The 21318-nt window shown below is 57.8% G+C and carries 20 protein-coding genes; 9 read left to right on the plus strand and 11 right to left on the minus strand.

What is annotated here, in order from left to right:
- The first annotated feature begins 328 nt into the window (after window positions 1–328).
- Window positions 329–5185: an NAD-glutamate dehydrogenase gene (locus ACZRMS_RS20845; protein WP_463996878.1), complete on the plus strand. Its 4857-nt coding sequence runs from the start codon at window positions 329–331 to the stop codon at window positions 5183–5185.
- An 80-nt stretch (window positions 5186–5265) separates the two neighbouring features.
- Here the strand turns inward: ACZRMS_RS20845 and ACZRMS_RS20850 are convergent, their stop codons facing one another.
- Window positions 5266–5529, minus strand: a complete 264-nt coding sequence (locus tag ACZRMS_RS20850) for a DUF4404 family protein (protein WP_048358152.1) — start codon at window positions 5527–5529, stop codon at window positions 5266–5268.
- Between the two features lie 316 nt (window positions 5530–5845).
- Between ACZRMS_RS20850 and ACZRMS_RS20855 the strand changes: the two genes are divergently transcribed.
- From ACZRMS_RS20855 to rssC, 3 genes are all read left to right on the plus strand, one after another.
- Window positions 5846–6535: an MlaA family lipoprotein gene (locus ACZRMS_RS20855; protein ID WP_463996879.1), complete on the plus strand. Its 690-nt coding sequence runs from the start codon at window positions 5846–5848 to the stop codon at window positions 6533–6535.
- A gap of 340 nt (window positions 6536–6875) precedes the next feature.
- A complete protein-coding gene (gene rssB / locus ACZRMS_RS20860) occupies window positions 6876–8060 on the plus strand; it encodes a two-component system response regulator RssB (protein WP_463996929.1) in 1185 nt (394 codons plus the stop codon).
- Complete coding sequence (gene rssC, locus ACZRMS_RS20865) at window positions 8057–8539, plus strand: anti-sigma factor antagonist RssC (RefSeq protein WP_010657349.1); 483 nt, start codon at window positions 8057–8059, stop codon at window positions 8537–8539. The genes rssB and rssC overlap by 4 nt, the downstream gene beginning before the upstream one ends.
- Window positions 8540–8600: 61 nt before the next feature.
- On the opposite strand, the gene dusA is transcribed toward rssC, so the two are convergent.
- Window positions 8601–9611, minus strand: a complete 1011-nt coding sequence (gene dusA / locus ACZRMS_RS20870) for a tRNA dihydrouridine(20/20a) synthase DusA (RefSeq protein ID WP_463996880.1) — start codon at window positions 9609–9611, stop codon at window positions 8601–8603.
- A gap of 102 nt (window positions 9612–9713) precedes the next feature.
- Between dusA and ACZRMS_RS20875 the strand changes: the two genes are divergently transcribed.
- Window positions 9714–10838, plus strand: a complete 1125-nt coding sequence (locus tag ACZRMS_RS20875; protein WP_463996881.1) for a site-specific integrase — start codon at window positions 9714–9716, stop codon at window positions 10836–10838.
- Between the two features lies 1 nt (window position 10839).
- Here ACZRMS_RS20875 and ACZRMS_RS20880 read toward each other — a convergent pair whose 3' ends face one another.
- From ACZRMS_RS20880 to ACZRMS_RS20900, 5 genes are all read right to left on the minus strand, one after another.
- Window positions 10840–11115 carry a pyocin activator PrtN family protein gene (locus ACZRMS_RS20880; RefSeq protein ID WP_463996882.1) on the minus strand — a complete coding sequence of 92 codons (276 nt, stop codon included), beginning with the start codon at window positions 11113–11115 and terminating at the stop codon, window positions 10840–10842.
- 51 nt (window positions 11116–11166) lie between these two features.
- A complete protein-coding gene (locus ACZRMS_RS20885) occupies window positions 11167–13896 on the minus strand; it encodes a toprim domain-containing protein (RefSeq protein ID WP_463996883.1) in 2730 nt (909 codons plus the stop codon).
- Between the two features lie 81 nt (window positions 13897–13977).
- Entirely contained in the window at window positions 13978–14349 is a 372-nt protein-coding gene (locus tag ACZRMS_RS20890) for a hypothetical protein (RefSeq protein ID WP_463996884.1), read from the minus strand.
- Entirely contained in the window at window positions 14346–14636 is a 291-nt protein-coding gene (locus ACZRMS_RS20895; RefSeq protein WP_463996885.1) for an Ogr/Delta-like zinc finger protein, read from the minus strand. Before ACZRMS_RS20895 ends, ACZRMS_RS20890 begins: the two co-directional genes overlap by 4 nt.
- 58 nt (window positions 14637–14694) lie before the next feature.
- Window positions 14695–14940, minus strand: coding sequence for a DNA-binding protein (locus ACZRMS_RS20900; RefSeq protein ID WP_463996886.1), 246 nt, complete (start codon window positions 14938–14940; stop codon window positions 14695–14697).
- A gap of 84 nt (window positions 14941–15024) precedes the next feature.
- Between ACZRMS_RS20900 and ACZRMS_RS20905 the strand changes: the two genes are divergently transcribed.
- From ACZRMS_RS20905 to ACZRMS_RS20920, 4 genes are all read left to right on the plus strand, one after another.
- Window positions 15025–15360, plus strand: a complete 336-nt coding sequence (locus ACZRMS_RS20905; RefSeq protein ID WP_463996887.1) for a helix-turn-helix domain-containing protein — start codon at window positions 15025–15027, stop codon at window positions 15358–15360.
- Between the two features lie 481 nt (window positions 15361–15841).
- Window positions 15842–16099: a hypothetical protein gene (locus ACZRMS_RS20910; protein ID WP_463996888.1), complete on the plus strand. Its 258-nt coding sequence runs from the start codon at window positions 15842–15844 to the stop codon at window positions 16097–16099.
- 36 nt (window positions 16100–16135) lie between these two features.
- Entirely contained in the window at window positions 16136–16435 is a 300-nt protein-coding gene (locus tag ACZRMS_RS20915) for a hypothetical protein (protein WP_463996889.1), read from the plus strand.
- The gene (locus ACZRMS_RS20920; RefSeq protein WP_463996890.1) at window positions 16432–16812 is read left to right on the plus strand and encodes a hypothetical protein; all 381 of its coding nucleotides are present in this window, start codon (window positions 16432–16434) and stop codon (window positions 16810–16812) included. Before ACZRMS_RS20915 ends, ACZRMS_RS20920 begins: the two co-directional genes overlap by 4 nt.
- A gap of 21 nt (window positions 16813–16833) precedes the next feature.
- Here the strand turns inward: ACZRMS_RS20920 and ACZRMS_RS20925 are convergent, their stop codons facing one another.
- The 4 genes from ACZRMS_RS20925 to ACZRMS_RS20940 are packed head-to-tail and all read right to left on the minus strand — an operon-like array spanning window position 16834 to window position 21311.
- Window positions 16834–18060, minus strand: a complete 1227-nt coding sequence (locus tag ACZRMS_RS20925; RefSeq protein ID WP_463996891.1) for a phage late control D family protein — start codon at window positions 18058–18060, stop codon at window positions 16834–16836.
- Window positions 18057–18497 carry a phage tail protein gene (locus ACZRMS_RS20930; protein WP_463996892.1) on the minus strand — a complete coding sequence of 147 codons (441 nt, stop codon included), beginning with the start codon at window positions 18495–18497 and terminating at the stop codon, window positions 18057–18059. The genes ACZRMS_RS20925 and ACZRMS_RS20930 overlap by 4 nt, the downstream gene beginning before the upstream one ends.
- A 5-nt stretch (window positions 18498–18502) precedes the next feature.
- On the minus strand, window positions 18503–21202 hold the full coding sequence (locus ACZRMS_RS20935; RefSeq protein ID WP_463996893.1) for a phage tail tape measure protein: 2700 nt from the start codon (window positions 21200–21202) through the stop codon (window positions 18503–18505).
- Window positions 21192–21311 carry a GpE family phage tail protein gene (locus tag ACZRMS_RS20940; RefSeq protein ID WP_463996894.1) on the minus strand — a complete coding sequence of 40 codons (120 nt, stop codon included), beginning with the start codon at window positions 21309–21311 and terminating at the stop codon, window positions 21192–21194. The genes ACZRMS_RS20935 and ACZRMS_RS20940 overlap by 11 nt, the downstream gene beginning before the upstream one ends.
- Window positions 21312–21318 lie beyond the last annotated feature (7 nt).

Consider the following 21318-nt stretch of genomic DNA (forward strand, 5'->3'; position numbering starts at 1 on the left):
CACTATCAGGCCCTGAGGTTACGTCCCGATGACCGAATATGTCGCCGCACCGTAAGCAGGCCGGGCGGCTCACTCGTTAAGCTGCGCGGTGATAGTTATCTCTAAAGGCACAGCCTGTTTATCCGGCAGTCGTTTTTGTAGATGCCCATCCTGGAACGTGAATGTGACCCTTGGGTCACGGCCAGCTTCACCTCCCTGTCATGTTGCGCTTTCAAGGTGAATGGCCAAGGTGAATACCAAGGCAGGCCCTGCACAGCATAGGCAGCTCCCCATGCGGGAATAACACGCGACGCTTCTCTCAATAACAAGCCCAAGCGGAGTACCACAGATGGCGTTCTTCACCGCAGCCAGCAAAGCCGACTTCCAGCATCAACTGCAAGCGGCACTGGCGCAGCACATCAGTGAACAGGCACTGCCACAAGTGGCGCTGTTCGCTGAGCAATTCTTCGGCATCATTTCTCTGGATGAACTCACTCAACGCCGGATGTCCGATCTGGCAGGCTGCACGCTGTCGGCCTGGCGTCTGCTGGAGCGCTTCGACCCGGCCCAGCCGCAAGTGCGGGTCTTTAACCCCGATTACGAGCGTCATGGCTGGCAGTCGACGCACACTGCAGTTGAAGTGCTGCATCATGACTTGCCCTTCCTGGTGGACTCGGTGCGTACCGAGCTGAACCGTCGCGGCTATAGCATCCATACCCTGCAAACCACGGTATTGAGCGTTCGCCGTGGCAGCAAAGGCGAGTTGCTGGAAATCCTGCCCAAGGGCACCAGTGGCGAAGGTGTCTCGCAAGAGTCGCTGATGTACCTGGAAATCGATCGCTGCGCCCATGTCGCCGAATTGAATGTGCTGAGCAAGGAACTGGAACAGGTTCTGGGCGAAGTGCGGGTGGCCGTGGCTGATTTCGAGCCGATGAAGGCCAAGGTGCAGGAGCTGCTGGCGAGTGTCGACAGTTGCCAGTACGCCGTGGACGCCGATGAAAAAGCCGAGATCAAGAGCTTCCTGGAATGGCTGGTGGGCAACCACTTCACCTTCCTGGGCTATGAAGAATTTGTGGTGCGTGACGAGGCGGATGGCGGGCATATCGAATATGACGCCAGCTCCTTCCTCGGGCTGACCAAGCTGCTGCGGGCCGGCCTGACCGCCGAAGACCTGCGTATCGAAGATTACGCCGTCAGCTACCTGCGCAAGCCCACCCTGTTGTCGTTTGCCAAGGCTGCACACCCGAGCCGCGTCCACCGTCCGGCTTACCCGGACTACGTGTCGATCCGCCAGATCGATGCCGACGGCAACGTGATCAAGGAATGCCGCTTCATGGGTCTGTACACCTCCTCGGTGTACGGTGAAAGCGTGCGGGTGATCCCGTACATCCGCCGCAAGGTGGCCGAGATCGAACGCCGTTCGGGCTTCCAGCCCAAGGCTCACCTGGGCAAGGAACTGGCTCAGGTCGTTGAAGTACTGCCCCGTGACGACCTGTTCCAGACGCCGGTGGACGAGCTGTTCACCACCGTGATGTCGATTGTTCAGATCCAGGAGCGCAACAAGATTCGCGTGTTCCTGCGCAAAGATCCGTATGGCCGCTTCTGCTACTGCCTGGCCTACGTGCCGCGCGATGTGTATTCCACCGAAGTGCGGCAGAAAATCCAGCAGGTGCTGATGGAGCGTCTGCAGGCTTCGGATTGCGAGTTCTGGACCTTCTTCTCGGAATCTGTGCTGGCTCGCGTGCAACTGATTCTGCGGGTCGATCCAAAAAACCGGATCGATATCGACCCGCTGTTGCTGGAAAAGGAAGTGGTACAGGCCTGCCGCAGCTGGCAGGACGACTACGCAAGCCTGGTGGTCGAAAGCTTCGGCGAGGCCAATGGTACCAAGGTGCTGGCGGACTTCCCCAAAGGCTTCCCGGCAGGTTACCGCGAGCGCTTTGCCGCGCACTCGGCCGTGGTCGACATGCAGCACCTGATGAACCTGAGCGACAAAAACCCGCTGGTGATGAGCTTCTATCAGCCCCTGGGCCAGAGCGCCGGTCAGGAGCTGCATTGCAAGCTGTACCACGCCGATACGCCGCTGGCGCTGTCGGACGTGCTGCCGATTCTGGAGAACCTGGGCCTGCGTGTGCTGGGCGAGTTCCCGTACCGTCTGCGTCACGCCAATGGCCGTGAGTTCTGGATCCATGACTTCGCCTTTACTGCCGGCGAAGGCTTGAACCTGGATATCCAGCAACTGAACGACACGCTGCAGGATGCATTCGTGCATATCGTGCGCGGCGATGCTGAAAACGATGCCTTTAACCGTCTGGTACTGACCGCCGGCTTGCCTTGGCGCGATGTGGCGCTGCTGCGAGCCTACGCCCGTTACCTGAAGCAGATCCGCCTGGGCTTTGACCTGGGTTACATCGCCAGCACCCTGAACAATCACACCGATATCGCCCGCGAACTGACGCGGTTGTTCAAGACCCGCTTCTACCTGGCGCGCAAGCTGACGGCCGAAGACCTCGAGGACAAGCAGCAACGTCTGGAGCAGGCGATTCTGACGGCACTGGACGACGTTCAGGTGCTGAACGAAGACCGCATCCTGCGCCGTTATCTGGACCTGATCAAAGCCACCTTGCGGACCAACTTCTACCAGCCGGATGCCAGCGGTCATAACCGTTCGTACTTCAGCTTCAAGTTCAACCCGCACCTGATTCCCGAGCTGCCAAAGCCGGTGCCGAAGTTTGAAATCTTCGTGTACTCGCCACGGGTTGAAGGCGTGCATTTGCGCTTCGGTAACGTGGCTCGTGGCGGTTTGCGCTGGTCGGACCGTGAGGAAGACTTCCGCACCGAAGTGTTGGGCCTGGTAAAAGCCCAGCAAGTGAAGAACTCGGTGATCGTGCCGGTGGGCGCCAAGGGCGGTTTCGTGCCGCGTCGCCTGCCATTGGGCGGCGGCCGTGACGAGATCCAGGCCGAGGCGATCGCCTGCTACCGGATCTTTATTTCCGGCCTGCTGGACATCACCGACAACCTCAAGGACGGCGCCCTGGTACCGCCTTTGAACGTAGTGCGTCACGACGACGATGACCCGTACCTGGTCGTTGCCGCCGACAAAGGCACTGCGACCTTCTCCGACATTGCCAACGGCATCGCCATTGATTACGGCTTCTGGCTGGGTGATGCGTTCGCCTCGGGCGGCTCGGCCGGTTATGACCATAAAAAGATGGGCATTACCGCCAAGGGTGCCTGGGTTGGCGTGCAGCGTCACTTCAAAGAGCGCGGGATCAACGTCCAGAAAGACAGCATCAGCGTGGTCGGCGTGGGCGACATGGCCGGGGACGTGTTCGGCAACGGCCTGTTGATGTCCGACAAGCTGCAGCTGGTCGCCGCCTTTAACCACCTGCATATCTTTATCGACCCGAACCCGGAGCCAGCCAGCAGCTTCGTCGAGCGTCAGCGCCTGTTCGATCTGCCGCGTTCGGCCTGGTCGGATTACGACACCGGCATCATGTCGGCGGGCGGCGGGATCTTCTCCCGTAGCGCGAAAAGCATCGCCATCTCCCCGGAGATGAAAGAGCGCTTCGCAATCACGGCCGACAAACTGACCCCGACCGAACTGCTGAACGCTTTGCTCAAGGCGCCGGTGGATCTGTTGTGGAACGGCGGTATCGGCACTTACGTCAAGGCCAGCAGCGAAAGCCACGCCGATGTGGGCGACAAGGCCAACGATGCGTTGCGCGTCAATGGCAACGAGCTGCGCTGCAAGGTCGTGGGTGAGGGCGGTAACCTGGGCATGACCCAGTTGGGTCGTGTCGAGTTCAACCTCAATGGCGGCGGCTCCAACACCGACTTTATCGACAACGCCGGTGGCGTGGACTGCTCTGACCACGAAGTGAATATCAAGATCCTGCTCAACGAGGTTGTGCAGGCTGGCGATATGACCGAGAAGCAGCGCAACCAGTTGCTGGGCAGCATGACCGACGAAGTGGGCGGTCTGGTGCTGGGCAACAACTATAAGCAGACTCAGGCCATTTCGTTGGCGGCCCGTCGTGCTTATGAGCGCATTGCTGAATACAAGCGTCTGATGAGCGATCTGGAAGCCCGTGGCAAGCTGGATCGTGCCATTGAGTTCCTGCCGTCCGAAGAGCAACTCAACGAGCGCGTTGCGGCAGGCCATGGCCTGACCCGTGCCGAGCTGTCGGTGTTGATCTCTTACAGCAAGATCGACCTCAAGGAAGCCTTGCTCAACTCCCAGGTGCCGGATGACGTCTACCTGACCCGCGACATGGAAACCGCGTTCCCGCCGATGCTGGTCAGCAAGTTTGCCGAAGCCATGCGTCGTCACCGTCTCAAGCGCGAGATCGTCAGCACCCAGATCGCCAACGACCTGGTCAACCACATGGGCATCACCTTTGTGGAGCGCTTGAAAGAGTCGACCGGCATGAGTGCGGCCAACGTGGCTGGTGCTTATGTCATCGTGCGCGACATTTTCCACCTCCCGCACTGGTTCCGTCAGATCGAGGCGCTGGATTATCAGGTTCCGGCTGAAATCCAGCTGGCGCTGATGGACGAGCTGATGCGTCTGGGTCGCCGTGCAACGCGCTGGTTCCTGCGCAGCCGTCGCAACGAGCTGGATGCTGCGCGTGATGTGGCGCACTTCGGGCCGCACCTGGCGGCATTGGGGCTCAAGCTCGACGAGCTGCTGGAAGGTCCGACCCGCGAAGGCTGGCAGACGCGCTATCAGGCATACGTCGAAGCGGGCGTACCTGAGTTGCTGGCGCGGATGGTGGCCGGTACTACGCACCTGTACACCCTGTTGCCGATCATCGAAGCCTCGGATGTGACCGGTCAGAACGCTGCGGACGTGGCCAAGGCGTATTTCGCCGTTGGCAGTGCGCTGGACCTGACCTGGTACTTGCAGCAGATCAGCAACTTGCCGGTTGAGAACAACTGGCAGGCGCTGGCCCGTGAAGCGTTCCGTGACGACATCGACTGGCAGCAGCGTGCAATCACCGTTTCGGTCCTGCAAATGGCTGATGCCCCGGCCGACATTGAAGCGCGTCTGGCGTTGTGGCTTGAGCAGAACCAGTCGATGGTTGAGCGCTGGCGCTCGATGCTGGTCGACCTGCGTGCCGCAACGGGCAACGACTATGCGATGTACGCGGTGGCCAACCGCGAGCTGCTTGACCTGGCGTTGAGCGGTCAATCAGTGGTCTGATGGCCTGAGTAGCAAAACAAAGCCCCGGCTCATGTGAAATGAGTCGGGGCTTTGTTGTTTTTGACGACTGGCGGGGGTGATCAGATCCCGATATTGCCCAGGGTCTGAACAATACTGCGCAGTGTGACGGCCAGGGTAGGGTGATCGACCTCGAAGCGCTCTACGGCGAGGTTGACGCTGTCGGCCAGGCTGGTGTCGTTGGTCGCTTTCTCGATATCGATCTGAGCCTGGATTTGTGTTGCAAGCTGGGTCAAATGATCACGCTCTTCCTGGGTGAGCGGTGGATTCTGTTCCAGTTGCTCGCGCAAGGTGTTGAGTTGTTCTTGCAGTTCGCGGGCAGGCATAGCATTCATCCTTTATTGATAGGCTCTGTTGTAGACCTTCGCAGTGAACAAAAGGTCAGTAAGCGGGCCTCTAGATTAATCCACTCGCGCTGAGTGTGCATGATCTCTATCAAAATCCCTTGTGGGCGATATATCGGCCATAAAGGCGCAGAATCATTTTGTACATAAACAAACCCGGTGCCGCGGAACGACTATCTTTAGGGCAAGTCTGTTTAGGGTATTGCTTGGGGGCTGCCTAATGGGCATTTGTCGTTATACTAACGGCCTGACCCAGGGCATAGCGCCCAAGTGTTAAGTATTCTCAAGGAGTTTTGCTATGCGCTGGACTGATCGTCTTGCTCAACTATGTGTCTGTGCCGGTGTGGTGATGTTGCCAGTGGCTGCCAATGCCGCCACTGAAGATGATCCGTGGGAAGGAGTTAACCGGGTAATTTTCAAATTCAACGAAAAGCTTGATACCTATGCCTTGAAGCCGCTTGCTCAAGGTTATCAATTCATCACGCCGCAATTTCTGGAAGACGGCATCCACAACATGTACCGAAACATCGGCGACGTGCGCAACCTGGCCAACGATGTGTTGCAAGCCAAGCCACACTCGGCCGGTGTGGATACCGCCCGCTTGTTGATGAACACCACCCTGGGTGTCGCCGGTTTCTTTGATGTGGGTACCAAGATGGGGTTGCAGCGCAACAGCGAAGACTTCGGTCAGACGCTGGGGTATTGGGGCGTTCCAAGCGGTCCTTATGTGATGCTGCCGCTGTTGGGCCCGAGCACCGTGCGTGACGCAGTCGCCCTCTACCCGGACGGCTTCACCGAACCGTACCCGTACATGCACGATATTCCGGCCCGTAACATGGCGATCGGCATGGACATCATCGATACTCGCGCCAGCTTGCTGTCTGCCGAAAAACTGGTGACAGGCGACAAATACGTCTTTATTCGCAACGCCTACTTGCAGCACCGCGAGTTCAAGGTCAAAGACGGGCAGGTTGAAGACGACTTTTAAGCCGTCCAGCCAGCACGCAGAAGACGGCCCCCAGGGCCGTTTTTTGCATTTTGGGCCGCAAAAACCGTCGTGTTCCCAGGCCGCTAAACCTTGGTTTTGGTTGCTGCCAGCTAGGTTCTTATAACCCGCGGGAATTTAACGCGACGAACACCTGAAGCCACCCTCTGCCTGAGCTTGAAACCCCCCGCGGATGGGAGTACCGTCTGCGCCTTACACGGGCACCTTTGTAGGATCGAGCAACACAATCGATTTGAGTCAGGGATGTTCACAAGCCAATTCAGTCGTGAGCCCGACGTGTTCGGGCTCCAGCGACAACCTAATTCTGGCGCCGTTTGCCCACATGCAAAAAACCAGTGCCACGCTGCTGATCATTGATGACGACGAAGTAGTGCGCGCCAGCCTGGCGGCCTACCTGGAAGACAGCGGCTTCAGCGTCCTTCAGGCCAGTAATGGCTTGCAAGGCCTTCAGGTGTTCGAGCTAGAGCAGCCAGACTTAGTGATCTGTGACCTGCGCATGCCGCAAATGAGTGGTCTGGAGTTGATTCGCCAGGTCACCCAGCGCTCGTCACAAACCCCGGTGATCGTTATCTCCGGGGCAGGTGTGATGAGTGATGTGGTCGAGGCGTTGCGTCTGGGTGCTGCCGACTACCTGATCAAGCCGCTCGAAGACCTCGCCGTTCTTGAGCACTCCGTACACCGGGCACTGGATCGTGCACGGCTACTGCTTGAGAACCAGCGCTATCGGGAGAAGCTGGAGTCTGCCAACCGCGAGCTTGAGGCCAGCCTGCATCTACTGCAGGAAGACCAGAACGCGGGCAGGCAGGTGCAGATGAACATGCTGCCGATCAGCCCATGGGCCATCGATGACTTCAATTTTGCGCATCAGATCATTCCGTCCCTGTACCTGTCCGGTGATTTTGTGGACTACTTCAGGGTTGATGAGCGTCGGGTAGCGTTTTACCTGGCGGACGTTTCCGGTCATGGCGCCTCGTCGGCGTTTGTCACGGTGCTGCTCAAGTTCATGACCACGCGCTTGCTGTTCGAGTCCAAGCGCAACGGGACCTTGCCGGAGTTCAAGCCCTCCGAGGTGCTTGGGCATATCAACCGTGGCCTGATCAACTGCAAGCTGGGCAAGCATGTGACCATGGTGGGCGGCGTAATTGATGAGGAGACCGGCGAGCTGACCTACAGCATTGGTGGTCACTTGCCACTGCCAGTGCTCTACACTCCTGAGAGTGTGAGTTACCTGGAAGGGCGGGGGTTGCCTGTTGGCCTGTTCAACGAAGCCACCTATGAAGATCATGTTCTGAAACTGCCACACGCCTTCAGCCTGACGCTGATGTCGGACGGGATTCTGGATCTTCTGACTGAGCCGACGCTCAAAGAGAAGGAAGCTGCTTTACCGCAATTGGTGAAAACAGCAGGCGGCAGCCTGGATGGTCTGCGCCAGGTTTTTGGATTAGCTACGCTCGGGGAGATGCCGGATGATATCGCCTTGTTGGTGTTGAGCAGGAATCTTAAATGAGTACCGGTAGAATTCAGTTCGCCGAACAGGATGGCACCTTCGTCCTGAAGTTTGTGGGTGAAGTGCGTCTGACGTTGTGTTCGGCACTGGATGCGACAATCGAGAGGATTTTCACGGCGCTGAATTTCAATGCCATCGTGATAGACCTCACCGAAACCCGCAGTATCGACAGCACCACTCTGGGTTTGCTGGCGAAGCTGTCGATCTTGTCGCGTCAAAAAATAGGCCTGTTGCCGACGGTGGTCACCACCCATGAAGACATCACCCGGCTGCTGCAGTCGATGGGTTTCGATCAGGTGTTCAACATTATCGGCAAGCCGATCCCGTGTCCGGAATGCCTGACCGACCTGCCTTCACAGGACCAGTCTGAAGAAGTGGTGCGGGTGAAGGTGCTGGAGGCGCACAAGATCCTGATGGGGTTGAACGACTCCAACCGTGAAGCGTTTCATGACCTGGTGAATGCGCTCGAGCGTCACTGATCTCGAGCAGGCAGCACGCATGAAAAAGGGGCCGTCCTGCACAGGGGCGGCCCCTTTTTGGTCAGCGGCCTTCCAGCAGCTCTGCGGCTTGATCCAGCAGGGCCAGAGGGTCCTTGGCCTTGTGGATGTCCACCGACAGCAACTGACGGAAGCGACGGGCACCAGGAAAGCCCTGGCCCAGGCCCAGAATGTGCCGGGTGATATGGTGCATCGAACCGCCTGCAGCGATATGCGCAGCGATATACGGTCGCAGCAGCGCCAGCGCCTGTGCCCGTGAAATCACGGGGTCGGAGCTGCCAAACAGCTGCTGATCGACCTCTGCCAGGATATAAGGGTTGTGATAGGCCTCACGGCCGAGCATCACCCCGTCGAACACCTGCAAATGCTCCTGGCATTGTTCCAGCGTCTTGATCCCGCCATTGAGAATGATCTCCAGCTCCGGGAAGTCGGTTTTCAGCTGTGCGGCAACGTCGTAGCGCAGAGGAGGGATATCGCGATTTTCTTTGGGCGACAGGCCTTCGAGAATGGCGATACGGGCATGCACGGTAAAACTGGTGCAACCGGCATCTCGCACAGTGCCGACAAAGTCGCACAGCTGCTCGTAGCTATCGCGCCCGTTAATGCCTATCCGATGCTTGACCGTGACAGGAACAGACACCGCGTCCTGCATGGCCTTCACGCAATCGGCAACCAGCGTCGGGTGGGCCATCAGGCAAGCGCCGATCATATTGTTCTGCACCCGATCGCTCGGGCAGCCGACATTCAGATTCACCTCGTCATACCCTGCAGCCTGAGCCAGGCGCGCACACGCTGCCAGATCAGCCGGAACACTGCCGCCTAACTGCAAGGCCAGCGGATGTTCAGTCTCGTCATGCCGTAAAAAGCGCTCGGCATCACCATTGATCAGCGCGCCGGTGGTGACCATTTCAGTGTAAAGCAGCGCATTTTTGGACAGGAGGCGCAGGAAGAAGCGGCAATGACGATCGGTCCAATCCATCATAGGGGCCACGCTAAAGCGTCTGGACACCGCAGAGCCTTTGTTTTCGTGGGTTGTAGCTGATTTCTCTAGCATTTTGCTCTACGTGTTTAAGGCGTGTTTTAGGGGGTAAAAGGGCGTTTTTTGTATGTCACTGGTACAATGTACCATCTCAATTTCGAATTGTACCAGTTGACCATGGCCACGATCAGAGCACGCAAACGCACCGACGGCAGCATCAGTTACACGGCTCAAATACGCCTGATTCGTGAAGGGGCGCAAGTCTACCAAGAGAGCCAGACCTTCGCCCGTAAACAGGCCGCTCAAGCTTGGGTTCGCAAGCGTGAAGCCGAGCTGGACCAACCCGGCGCGATCGAGCGGGCAAACCGCGTAGGCGCTACAGTCAAGGAAATGATCGAGCGGTACATGGTTGAAATGGAAAAAGCCCGCGCTATGGGTAAAACCAAACTGGCCACACTCAAAGCTATCAGCGAATCCTACCTGGGCCAGGTCAATGATCAGGACTTGAACTGCCAGGTATTGGTTGAGTATGCAGTCTGGCGCATGGGGCCAGAAGGCGGAGGGGTGCTGCCTCAGACCGCCGGCAATGATTTGGCCCACCTTGGGGCAGTGCTATCCATTGCTCGTCCAGCATGGGGCTACGAGGTCGATCCTCAGGCAATGGGCAATGCCCGTAAGGTCTTGCGCAAGCTGGGCTACAACATGCGTAGCCGTGAGCGTGACCGCCGCCCGACACTGGATGAATTGGATAAGCTGCTCGAGTACTTTCAATCGATTCAGGACAGGCGCCCGACTTCAATCAATATGCTCAAGATGACAGCGTTTGCCTTGTTCTCGACACGGCGTCAGGAAGAGATCACCCGGATCAAGTGGGCGGATCTGGACGCTGAGGGGGGTAGAGTCCTGGTGCGGGATATGAAAAATCCCGGGCAGAAGATAGGCAATGATGTGTGGTGTCATCTACCGCCTGAAGCCTTGGCCATCCTGCAGTCAATGCCAAAGACCGTTGACGTGATTTTTCCCTACAGTGCTGAATCAACTTCCGCATCCTGGACACGGGCCTGCAAGTTTTTGGGGATCATCGATCTGCACTTTCACGACCTGCGTCATGAGGGTGTCAGTCGCCTGTTCGAGATGGATTGGGATATTCCCCGTGTGGCCAGCGTTTCGGGCCACCGCGACTGGAACTCGATGCGTCGCTATACCCATCTGCGCGGTCGTGGTGATGTCTATGCTGGCTGGAAGTGGTACGAAAAAGTGCTTCAGGCGCCCGTGATGTTAGGCGCCAAAACACTTAGGTGAGTCATCTACTGCGCAGTGCGCTGTTGAGTTGCATGCACTCTTTCACCGCTGCAGCGTGTTGCGTATCCAGATACTGGGCAAGGTCAGTGATATGCACCCCCTTGGCACTTTTCTGGCTGGCTTCGATACGTGTGATGGGTATCCTGATTTGGCCAGCCATCACCTTACGCTGGAACATCTCCGTGGTCAGGTGTGTGAAGTAGTCGGTACACACCTTCTCCAGCGGGATCACAACCTGACCATCATATTGGGCCATCAATACCAGGAGCGTCTTCATATTGGGGATGCTCCAGTCTTGGGGTTCTCTTGCATGCTGGTACTCCTCTGGTTACAGCGATAAAGCGCTCTGGAACACCCAGCAGCGCAAGGTTTTGGGGTTGCTCTGCAACGGATTGGTCGCCGCCTGCGAAGCGCGAACGGCGCTATAAGTAGCCTTATTGATGTCCACCAACTTGCGGCTGCGGGAATTCTCCAGCAGCGGCCGCAGCACCTTGAGATCAGCCACGTTCTGGTGATGCTCGCGGGCCAGCTTCACAAACCCGTTGAGGTGAATGGCGATCAGCTTCGGATCGGCGCTGTGGTTCACCTGCGGGCCTTCGCCCAGGCTTTCGAGGTACTCGTAAACTTCCCAGAACTCCGCCACCAGCGGGTGGTCGGCGCTGATTGCCGACTGGCGCTCAAGGGCCATGGCCGTGAGCTGCTGCTGGGTGGTGGCCAGCTGGTTTTCATCCAGCGGGCAAACCAGCCGCAAGCAATCGAGCAGGGCCAGCAGCTGGCTGTGATTTTTGATAATCCGCTCTACGCGGATGTCCTTGAGCTTGCGCAGGCGCTCCTCATGCACCACCACCCGCTCGGCAAACCTGGCCATTACCTGCGGCTCGGCACGTATGGCCTTGAGCAGAAAGTGGCTTAACTGCTCGACCGGGATCTGGTTCAGATTGTCAGCGGCAATACGGCTCTCTGTGGTGACGGCAGGGCGGGCAAAATGCAGTTTGACGATACGGGTCAGGATCGCTTCCGACGCGCTGACAGCCGCGTTCTGGCTGATCGCAATCGTTGCGCGAAACGGCGGCTCGTAAGTCTCGTTGCCGCTGGTCTTCATGCCCTTGGTACCCAGGGTGCCGCCGCCGAAAAACTCCTTCAGCTCATCCCAGTCAAAACCCTTGGCATGGAGCTTGTCCGGCTCGTTGCGGTCGCCCTCGATCAACACCACCGGCATATTGGACACTTGCCCCATCGCTCGCTGACGCCCGGCGCGAGTAGATTTGGACGGGTCGAACCCTTCCTTCTCCTGACCCAGCAGTTTCCACAAAAAGGTGAGCAGGGTGGTTTTACCGGCACCGGCTTCGCCAGTGGCTTCTAAAAAGGGAAACGACTTGTACTGCGCCCGGATCTGCTCCGCGAACAGCGAGCCAAACCAGAACGTCAACGCCACCAGCCCATTGGCCCCAAAGCAGGTCCACAGCATGGGCAGCCAGTCTTCGCGGTACTCCTTGGCATTGCGCTGGATGTGCATCGGGTTGGACTTTTGCAGCGTCTTGAGCCGCAGCTTGCCGAACTCGAAGTAGTCCTCCTGGTTCACCTCGCTGAGCACGCCGTTGCGCACCGCGATATCCCCGAACACATAACTGCCGTGCTGCTTGCTGTAGCCGATAAAGTCGATGGTTTCGACTGTCTTCAGGCCAAACAGCTGCTCCTTCATGATCTTGTTGAGTTGTTTGCTGTTGCCGGTATAGAACGGTCCGGCTGCCATGCTCAACAGGCGCTTTTTAAACTCCGGGGCCGTGGATACCTGGCTTCCGGTGAAGGTGCTTTTAACGCTGGGCCCGTCGTGTGGGAAGTCGATACGGAAGTAGTACCAGGACTCATCCGTCACTTCATTGCGCTGGAAGTACAACGCTTGCGGGTAGCAATCAGCGATCTCAACAACGCCGCCGCATTGGCGCAACGCTTTGTCCCGGCGTTGACGCTCATTAAGTTGCTGGTCTGATTCCAGCGACGAAGACTCCAGCGCGAGCATGGCCCGGTTGAACTTGTCAAAATCCATCGTGAACCAGTAAAGCCGATTGTCGAATTCAAAATGGAATTCGTGCAGCTCGCGCCACTCGTACATCAGTACGCCTTTCTCGGCAGCACTCTCGGCGATCAATAACGAGCCGTGATAACGGGCAGCTCTCAGGTCTTTACTGACCCGCTCAGCGCGTTTACTCGGCTCATCAATCACCACCCAACGCTGGTGCAAGTCATTCCAGTCAAGCTTGCGGCTGTCGGGCTGAGGGATCTGCGCCGCTTCGCAGACATAGCCAAGTTCGCGGGCCAGGCGCACCCAGCGCTTGGTATAACGATGCGCCCCGGGCTCGTTATCAAGCGCCCAAATCAGCTTGGGTAACTTGCCGCCGCGTTGCCGTGACAGCTCTTTAAGGGACGCTTCAGGGAAGGCATTCGACGACATGGCCGACACCGCCGCAATATCGTGATGCACCAACGCAATCGCATCGAAAATACCCTCGACGATCCACAGCTCTTTGACCTGCAGCAGATCGACACAAGGTGGGCACCACCACACGCCCTTGTAACTGTCATGGGGCTTGAAGCGCGCTTTCATCTTGCCGAAGCGCTGAGGGCGGTCGATCAGGCGCTCCCAATAGCCGCCTTTCTCCAGAGCAAAGCGCACCGTGGCACTGCCCGCATCGAGCTGGGTCGAGTAAAAGGAGTCCTGGGTAAACCAGCCCTGAATCAGCTCAAAGCGAAAGCCGCGGGCAAACTCCAGATACGCCCGCGCCGTTGCGTGGGGGTGCTGATCAGTGGCGGGCGCACGCTTGCTCCAGTCGTCGAACAAATCTTCATAGAGTTCTTTGACATGCCAGCTTTGCGAGCATTTACCCTCACGCCCGCAAATGATCAGCCAAGGGTTGGCGTAGTGCGCATACAGCTCATTCCTGCCGCACGCCGGGCATTTGCCACCGCGCAGATAACGGGTGTTCTGGCGGCGTTTAAGGCCGTAGTGCTGCTCCAAACGCAGTAGCACCTCGGTGCGCAAATCAAGTGCCATATTCATCGAGTTGGACCGTCCACCTCAAATTTCGGGTGCAATTCACCCAAACCCATTACCAGCGGGTCAGGGCAGGGTGTTTAAGAGCTAGGGCGTAACGAGGCGCAAGCGACGATTGTCCGTTGCGTTGATAATGCGTTCGTAGATCAGATTGACCGGCACCGCCCAAGTCAAACCGCTTGAGGGATCAGTCACCACAGCGACAGCGGTGGAGCTGGCGTCAACATCCAACTGGTGGCGGTTATTGCTGCACTTCAACTCGCCATAAGCGCGAGTCACCAGCTTCTCAGCCTTATGCAATGGAACCTCTAGGCTTGCGGTCAAATGTTGCACCGTACGGCAAAACAGCAATTGATCATTGCCCAGGTGTTCAGCCTGATGGCGCTGCAGAAAGAACAGAGCCGCCGATTGCATGCTGGCGTCGTATTCCTGATGTTCGGTATGGGTTGCCGTATTCATATCGCACGCTCCATTTCCAGATTATCCAGCAGATCGGGTTGGTTGGTGGCTGACAGCATCGCCGCACGCCGCTGCGCGGCAGTGGCCATCGGCAGCCTGACCTCAGGGTTCGCCATACCGCTGGGGCTCATTTCGTGGGTCATTTCAAACTCGGCGCGCACCGCCCAGCCGCAACCTTCGTTGGTGCATTGCAAATAGGCCACGCGCAGAAAGATATGTTTGCCCTCGCTGGTGCGGATTCGCATACGTGACTGGCAGTGAGGGCATATCAACTTGTAAGTGCTCATCGGCAGGCTCCTGCGCGGGGCAGTACAACGTCCTTGCGGATAGTCAAAACCGGGCGTTTCATTCGCAGTGTTCTCCTTGGCGCCCAAGGCCTTGGTGTGTAGTCGCGCCATCTTTGATTCCGAGCAAAACGGCTGCCCGGTGAGCTTCACCACGCAAACACTTTTTCTGCCCGTTCAATACCGCGTACACCGTAGAGGGGTTAAACCGATGTTGTTCAGCCCACTCTTTGGTCGTGATGCCGAGTCGTCCCAGGTGCTCACGGGCCTCTTGGCAGGCTTGCTCAAAACGGGATGTGTTCGGCATAGTCTCTGATCGTGTGATTTAGTGTGATGACAGACGAAGTATTTCCCATGATTGTGGGATTGTAAAGCCTATAGGGAGACGATTGTGGGAATTGGTGAGCGTCTCAAAGAAGAGCGTGAACGCTTGGGATTCAGCCAGACTGAATTTGCGGCAGTCGCTGGCGCATCGAAAAACAGCCAGTACAACTACGAAAAAGGTGAGCGTTGTCCCGACGCGGCTTATCTCGCGGCCGTGGCTGAAAAAGGCGTCGACATCCTCTACGTCGTCACAGGCGCGGCAACCCCGCAGGTCGTCGAAGGCTTTACCGCTGCTGAAGACAAACTGGTAAATCAATACAGGGTATTACCTGAGGCCGATCAGGCGGCTATTCATCGAATCGTCGGTGCCATGTGGGAACAATCTGCTAAAGGAAAAGAATAGTCTTTCAAGCTACGGCGTATCTGTCCCGCTTAACTTTGGGAATACCCCCGTTACCGTCCCCCCGACTATGCGATCAATGGAGCAGTTAGCATGTCGGACCCATCTAAGTCCAATGACAGTCAAGTAATTGAAGTGGCCGTAGAAACCGAGTCGTTAACCCATGACGAGAAGATGTTACTTACTCTTTATAGGGAAATGTCCGAACTTGATAGGCGTTATATTCGTCGAGTGGCGGAGGTGATTGCAGCGACCTCGGGTTGAACTTATATCGTTCATCAGCCCAAGCGTTCGCTTGGGCTCCCATGGTTGTTCCGGCTCGCCGGATAGCTCGGCGATGTAAGGACGAAAGGTCAGGGGATAGGGCAAGTGATCAATCTAATAAGATTATCTGTCATCAGCGTTTTATGTGCCTTGCTTCTTGCTTCTTGCATGCAGCGAAAGCGATACCCAGGGTAATGACAACAGCAAAGACACGTATGCTTTGGGTGAACTGGCCAATTCATTTTACCTTGAGCGTGATGTTTACATGGGGCCAATTAAACGAACAGTTGAAGTACGGCTGGCGCATAAACTGTCACCAGAACAATTAAAAACCGTAGCAGAAACAATCAAGGCAACCGCAACCCGAAAAACCGAGCGAACTTTTATTGGCTATACCCTTGGACAACAACAGTCGCCGGGGTATTGGGCGACAACCCACTATGACCCTGATCTGAGGGTTGAGATTCTGGAACGCTAGACGTTTCGTTTAACCCCAGCCTGAGCAGGAGGTCCTGTGTCCAGTGATGATCAAAGTCTTGATACAGATCGTTTAGCGCAAATATTTAAGGAGCGCATAACAAAACCGGAGTGCCCATTGTGTGAGCAAGACGACTGGGCGTTACCGCACATGACAGGCTCCACAGGCGTCAGGATTCCTTGGGCGTTTGGGCCAAATTTCGCGCTCAACGGCCCATCCGCCGTGCTGCTGTACTGCAAATACTGCGGTTTCATGCGTCTGCATGCACTCGATGCACTGGACGGGGTGCTAATTGAATCCAGCGACATCAACGTCGGGCCAGGAGTGTCTTCATGACCAAACCGTTTGAACTGGTGTACCTGAGTGAAAGGCGCTCTGGTCGCCTGGGCGGTGACAGAAAGGCAAGTGGCAACGATAATCAAGGGAGTGGAACGCCGCCAGGTCCTCCAGGAGATGATGAATTGAAAAGCCGAGTCGAAGCTCTGGAAAAAGCGCTCCCCGACATCCGCGAACGGATGGTGCGGGTAGAGACCAAATTGGACAGTATTGAAAAAACCATGGCCACAAAAACGGACTTGGGCGATCTCAAAGTCTCCATGGCCGAGTTGAAAACCTCCGTCATTGAAGGGTTTAACAACCAAACCAAATGGTTTGTCGCCACGGCCGCCGTACTGGCGGGTATCGCATTTACGGCCGCTCGGCTGATTCACTAAGCGCTAGCGTTCAGCCCTGCACTACGCAGGGCTTGTTACGTGCGCCATCTTCGCCCACTCCCGATCCACCGCCCGCCTGGCAGTCTCCTTGCTGACATACAGGTAAAGCAGCCGCTTCGGTTTAGCCTGATCCCCTGCAGTCACCGACCGTTGCTTGCCCGTTTTAAGATCGCGGTAATACGCAATCACCCCCGAGTACTCCCCCTGTTGGTCTTCAGCCAGATCCTCAACGCCATCCTCCGGTAACTTGCTTTCCAGCTCCAGGCTCACGGTGTAGCCGCCATCGGCGGTGAGGCGGTGTTGCACGTTGCCGCCGTACCAGATGATCGCGTCGATTTCCGCCTTTACGCCCTGGAGCGTGTAAGTCAGCTCAGGAATCAAGTCCGCTCGGCCCATGGCCAGGTTGTAGCTGAGGGTGGCACTGCCCCGTTGCAGGCGCCTGAATTCCGCCCGGGCGGCTCGGAGTGCTGATTGTTGATCACTGTAGGTATGGCGCAGGTCTTTGAGGTTGTCGCCGCCGCCGGCAATGGCCTGCTGCTTTTTGGCGCTGTTGATGTCGTAGTAATACGCCCGCACGCCGTCGTAGCTGTCGCGGTCGGCCTGCAGGTACCGGTGTTGGTCGCCATCGGCACGGGTGAGGGTGATATGGGGCAGTGCGGTACCGCTCACGGACTGCCCGCCACCGGCCGGCAGGCACAACAGGCAACCGGCTTTCACGCTGGCCACCGCGTCGAACTCTTCACCCAGGCGGCAGATCAGGTTGGCGTCGGATTCGTTGGCCTGATCGAGCTGCAGGATGGGCAACCCCTCCAGTTTCTGCGCGATGGTCGGTTTCAAGCCATTGCCCAGAGCAAGGTCACGGATCACTTCACCCAGGGTTGTATTGCTCCAGCTGCGTTCGCGTTTGTTCTTGAGGCTCTTGCGCAGGTCAGCCGATCTGGCCCGCAGGCTCAGGGTATCCGGGGCGCCACTGTGTTCGATTTCGTCGAGGGTGTAGCTGCCTTTGTCCACCAGGCCGGTGTCGCTCCAGCCGAGCCAGAGCTGCAACTGCGCGCCTTTGGCAGGTATGGCGAGCAAGCCGTCATGGTCGCTCAAGGTGATGCTCAATTGGTCGGCCTCAAGCCCACGGTTATCGGTCAGCTCCAGGCTGATCAGGCGCGGACTGATCCGTTGGGCAATGTCCTGCCCCTCCACCGTGAGGCGAAACACCGGGGTGGGATACCCGGCGTCCCCCGCGATTGCGCTCACAGCAAACCTCGCAACAAGCTGACACCTGCATCGGTGGCCGCACCGATCAGGTCCAGTTGATCATCATCGATACGCTTCAGGCTCAGGGTGAACTCAACCCGGCGCGGCGTGCCGTCGCGAAAAAACACCGTTTTGGTTTCGCTCAGGCTCTCAATCACCCATAGGCCGTAAATCCGCCCGCTGCCCTCAATCATCGGCCACGCCTTGCCGGTGTTCGCCATCAGCCGCAACGCATCGAGGCTCAGCGTGGTGCCGGCCAACTCGGGGAAGAGAATGCCGGGCAGGGTGATGATGTCGTCACCACGCCCAGCAAATTGCCGTGCCGGCGCTGCACCCACCCGGCTGCTGCCGGGATGGCGCCATTCGGTTTGTCGCTGCAGCTCTTGATAGGCCAGGGTTGAAAGGCTGAACACGAACATGCCGAGGGCAAGCATCATGGTGGTTAGTCCAGGTCAGAGAGTTGGCTGCGGCGCCGGGCCGATTTTTCGTTGCTGATGCGGCTCAGTTCGGCGCGCACAGCCCGGGCGATGGCTTGGGCATCCATATTGGCGGCGGGGTGGATATTGATTTCGTAGTGGTCGTTGCTGTCGTAGGTAGACGGCGCGGGTGGAGCGATTGGCCGGCGCATGTCGACGGCCAGCGCCGGTGTGCCAAGTGTGCCGAGGGCAAGTACACCGGTGGCGGTCAGTTGCTTGCTGAGCTGGTTTATGGCCTTGAGCGGGCCTTTACCGCCATCGACCAAGCCTTGTGTCAGGCCGGCCATGGTGAAGTTCCCCAACTGCGCAAACACCCGCGACGGGCTGTTGATATCGAGCTTTTCCTTGAACCAGGCAATGGTCGAGTCGCCAATGTTGTTGATGGCGGTTTTGATTTTTCCCAGGCCGGCATACAGCCCGTTGACCAGGCCATTGACGATCATGTTGCCGAACTCGGTAAAGCGGTTGGGCAGGTCGATACCCAGATAACTCAGCACTCCGGCAAAGGCCTGGTACATCAGCCCGACCGGATTGAAGTTGGCCAGCACCGTAATGATGCCGCCCACACCACCGTCAAAACCGGCCCTGATTTCTGCCCAGGCACTGGCGAAGTAGCGTTTGACCGCGTCCCAGTTGTCGTAGATCAGGTAGGCAGCCGCTGCAATGGCGCTGATGGCGATGCCCACTGGGTTAAGCATCAGCGCTCGCCCAAGCCACAGCAGGGCCTTGCCAACAAAAGGCAGCACGTTCTTGCTGAGTTTCAGGAACATGCCTATTAAGCCCGGCAGACGAATGCCCAGCTGAGCCAGCATTAAACGCAGAGCTACAAAAGGCAGCAGCACACTGGCGACAGTGATCATCAGGCCGCCTATGGCCAGAGCAAGCCCCGCAATGATCGCGGCGGTTTTGACCAGCCCGGCACTGAGAGCAGGGTTTTCTTTTGCCCAGTTTTTAACACCACGGACAATGCCGGTGATGGACTGCACCAGGTCACGCAACATGCCGTCCTGTTGTTCCTCCAGTTCAATGCCGAAGTCTTCCCAAGCACTGCCCAGCGTGGTGATATCGCCTTTGAGATTGTCAGCCATGACACGGGCGGTTTTGGCGGCTTCACCTTGGGTTTCGCGCAGGGTAGCAATCAGCTTTTGCAGCTCGCCAACCCCGGCCTGATCCACCAGTTGCGCCATGCCTTTGACCGCTTCGGCACCGGCGATGGCCTTCAACAATCCCCCCCGTTTGGCGCTGCCCATAGTCTGGGTCTTGTCGTAAATATCCTTGAGGATCTCGGGCATCTGGCGCAGGTTGCCGTTGGTGTCCACGGCGCTGATTTGCAACTCGTCGAGGGCTTTGCGTGCGGCCTTGGGCGGTGCCGCCAGGCGGTTCATGATCGTACTCAGAGCGGTGCCGCCCATGCTGCCTTGCAACCCGGCATCACCCAGTTTTCCTGCCATTGCGGCGGCGATTTCCAGTTCTACGCCATAGGTCCTGGCCATGGGCGCGGCGTACTTCATGGTCTCACCCAGCATTTGCAGATTGGTGTTGGAGCGGGTGAAGGTACCCACCAACACATCCCCCAGTTTGCCCATCTGATCCGCTTGCAGGCCCATCCCGGACATGATGTTCGACGCAATATCAGCGGTCTGCGCCAGATCTGCACCGCCGGCAGCCGCCAGATCGAGCATGCCGGGCATGGCCGCTTTGATCGCTTTTGGGTCAAACCCTGCCATACCCAGAAAGCCCTGAGCATCTGCTGCCTGGCCTGCTGTGAACTGGGTGGAACCGCCCAGCTGGCGTGCCTGGTTGCGCAGCGCCTTGAGTTGCGGATCTTTTTTGTCCAGACGGCTGATAGCCTGCACCCGGCTCATACTGGCGTCGAAGGCAACGCCGGGGGCGAGTACCCGTGCACTGCCGTACAAGGCAGCTCCCCCGGCAGCCATGCCCGCAGCGCCTTTGCCTGCCACTGCTTGAGCGTTTTGCTTGCCCTGCTGAAAACGCTGTTGCGCTTTGGTCAGTGCCCGCAGCTTTTCCTTTTGCTTGTCCATCACGCCATTAAGCAGACTCTGTTGGTTGCGCAAATGACGCACCTTGCCTGCCAGACCGTCAGTACCGATGCCTGCTTGATCAAGTCTGGTTTTGTACTGGGCCAATTTGCGCTGGCTACCTGCGTGCTGGGTGTTCAACTGCCCAAGCTGGTTGTTGGCGGCGCGAATGCGGTCCTGATACGTCTTGATGCTGCTGGATGAACGACTGTAGGCCTGCTGAGCGCTTTGCAGTTTTATTCGGGTTTTATCCAGCTCCCGGGAAAACTGGGCGGAGGTTCCCTTGCCATTGATCAAGGCGTTGGACAGCTTGTTGTATTCCGATTGGGCCGACTTGAGGTTGCCCTTTATGTTGGCGTGAGCCGTGCGCTGCCGGTCGAGGGCCGCTGTGTTGTTGGTGGTTTTGCGGTTCAGCTCGCGCATGGCGCGTGCCTGCCTGGCCATCTCAATATTGGCGATGCGATATCCGCTGATATCGCGCTGCTGCTGGTTGAGCTGAATGGTTTGATCGCGTGCGGCCTTGAGCGCTCTGGCCGTTGCGGTACTGCCACCGGCAATGCGTCTGAGAGGGCCGGTTGCCTTGTCTATAGCGCTCAACAACACCCGCAACTTCAGATCATTCGCCATCCGCGCAACTCCGCACCCTGGCCCGTTCGCGCCAGTCCATCAGCTCTTGCAGGCCCAGGTGATTCATCTCCCCCGGCGCCCAGTGAAACACCACGGCCAGATCGGCCATGGCGTCT

The organism is Pseudomonas sp. B424 (assembly GCF_055408345.1).

Bases quoted from the DNA above. Each gene is read 5' to 3' on its own strand.
- ACZRMS_RS20895 (WP_463996885.1), bottom strand. From the start codon at position 14,636: ATGAGCACTTACAAGTTGATATGCCCTCACTGCCAGTCACGTATGCGA.
- rssC (WP_010657349.1), top strand. From the start codon at position 8,057: ATGAGTACCGGTAGAATTCAGTTCGCCGAACAGGATGGCACCTTCGTC.
- ACZRMS_RS20935 (WP_463996893.1), bottom strand. From the start codon at position 21,202: ATGGCGAATGATCTGAAGTTGCGGGTGTTGTTGAGCGCTATAGACAAG.
- ACZRMS_RS20880 (WP_463996882.1), bottom strand. From the start codon at position 11,115: ATGAAGACGCTCCTGGTATTGATGGCCCAATATGATGGTCAGGTTGTG.
- ACZRMS_RS20900 (WP_463996886.1), bottom strand. From the start codon at position 14,940: ATGCCGAACACATCCCGTTTTGAGCAAGCCTGCCAAGAGGCCCGTGAG.
- ACZRMS_RS20845 (WP_463996878.1), top strand. From the start codon at position 329: ATGGCGTTCTTCACCGCAGCCAGCAAAGCCGACTTCCAGCATCAACTG.
- dusA (WP_463996880.1), bottom strand. From the start codon at position 9,611: ATGCTAGAGAAATCAGCTACAACCCACGAAAACAAAGGCTCTGCGGTG.
- rssB (WP_463996929.1), top strand. From the start codon at position 6,876: ATGCAAAAAACCAGTGCCACGCTGCTGATCATTGATGACGACGAAGTA.
- ACZRMS_RS20920 (WP_463996890.1), top strand. From the start codon at position 16,432: ATGACCAAACCGTTTGAACTGGTGTACCTGAGTGAAAGGCGCTCTGGT.
- ACZRMS_RS20930 (WP_463996892.1), bottom strand. From the start codon at position 18,497: ATGATGCTTGCCCTCGGCATGTTCGTGTTCAGCCTTTCAACCCTGGCC.
- ACZRMS_RS20850 (WP_048358152.1), bottom strand. From the start codon at position 5,529: ATGCCTGCCCGCGAACTGCAAGAACAACTCAACACCTTGCGCGAGCAA.
- ACZRMS_RS20890 (WP_463996884.1), bottom strand. From the start codon at position 14,349: ATGAATACGGCAACCCATACCGAACATCAGGAATACGACGCCAGCATG.
- ACZRMS_RS20855 (WP_463996879.1), top strand. From the start codon at position 5,846: ATGCGCTGGACTGATCGTCTTGCTCAACTATGTGTCTGTGCCGGTGTG.
- ACZRMS_RS20875 (WP_463996881.1), top strand. From the start codon at position 9,714: ATGGCCACGATCAGAGCACGCAAACGCACCGACGGCAGCATCAGTTAC.
- ACZRMS_RS20885 (WP_463996883.1), bottom strand. From the start codon at position 13,896: ATGAATATGGCACTTGATTTGCGCACCGAGGTGCTACTGCGTTTGGAG.
- ACZRMS_RS20940 (WP_463996894.1), bottom strand. From the start codon at position 21,311: ATGGCCGATCTGGCCGTGGTGTTTCACTGGGCGCCGGGGGAGATGAAT.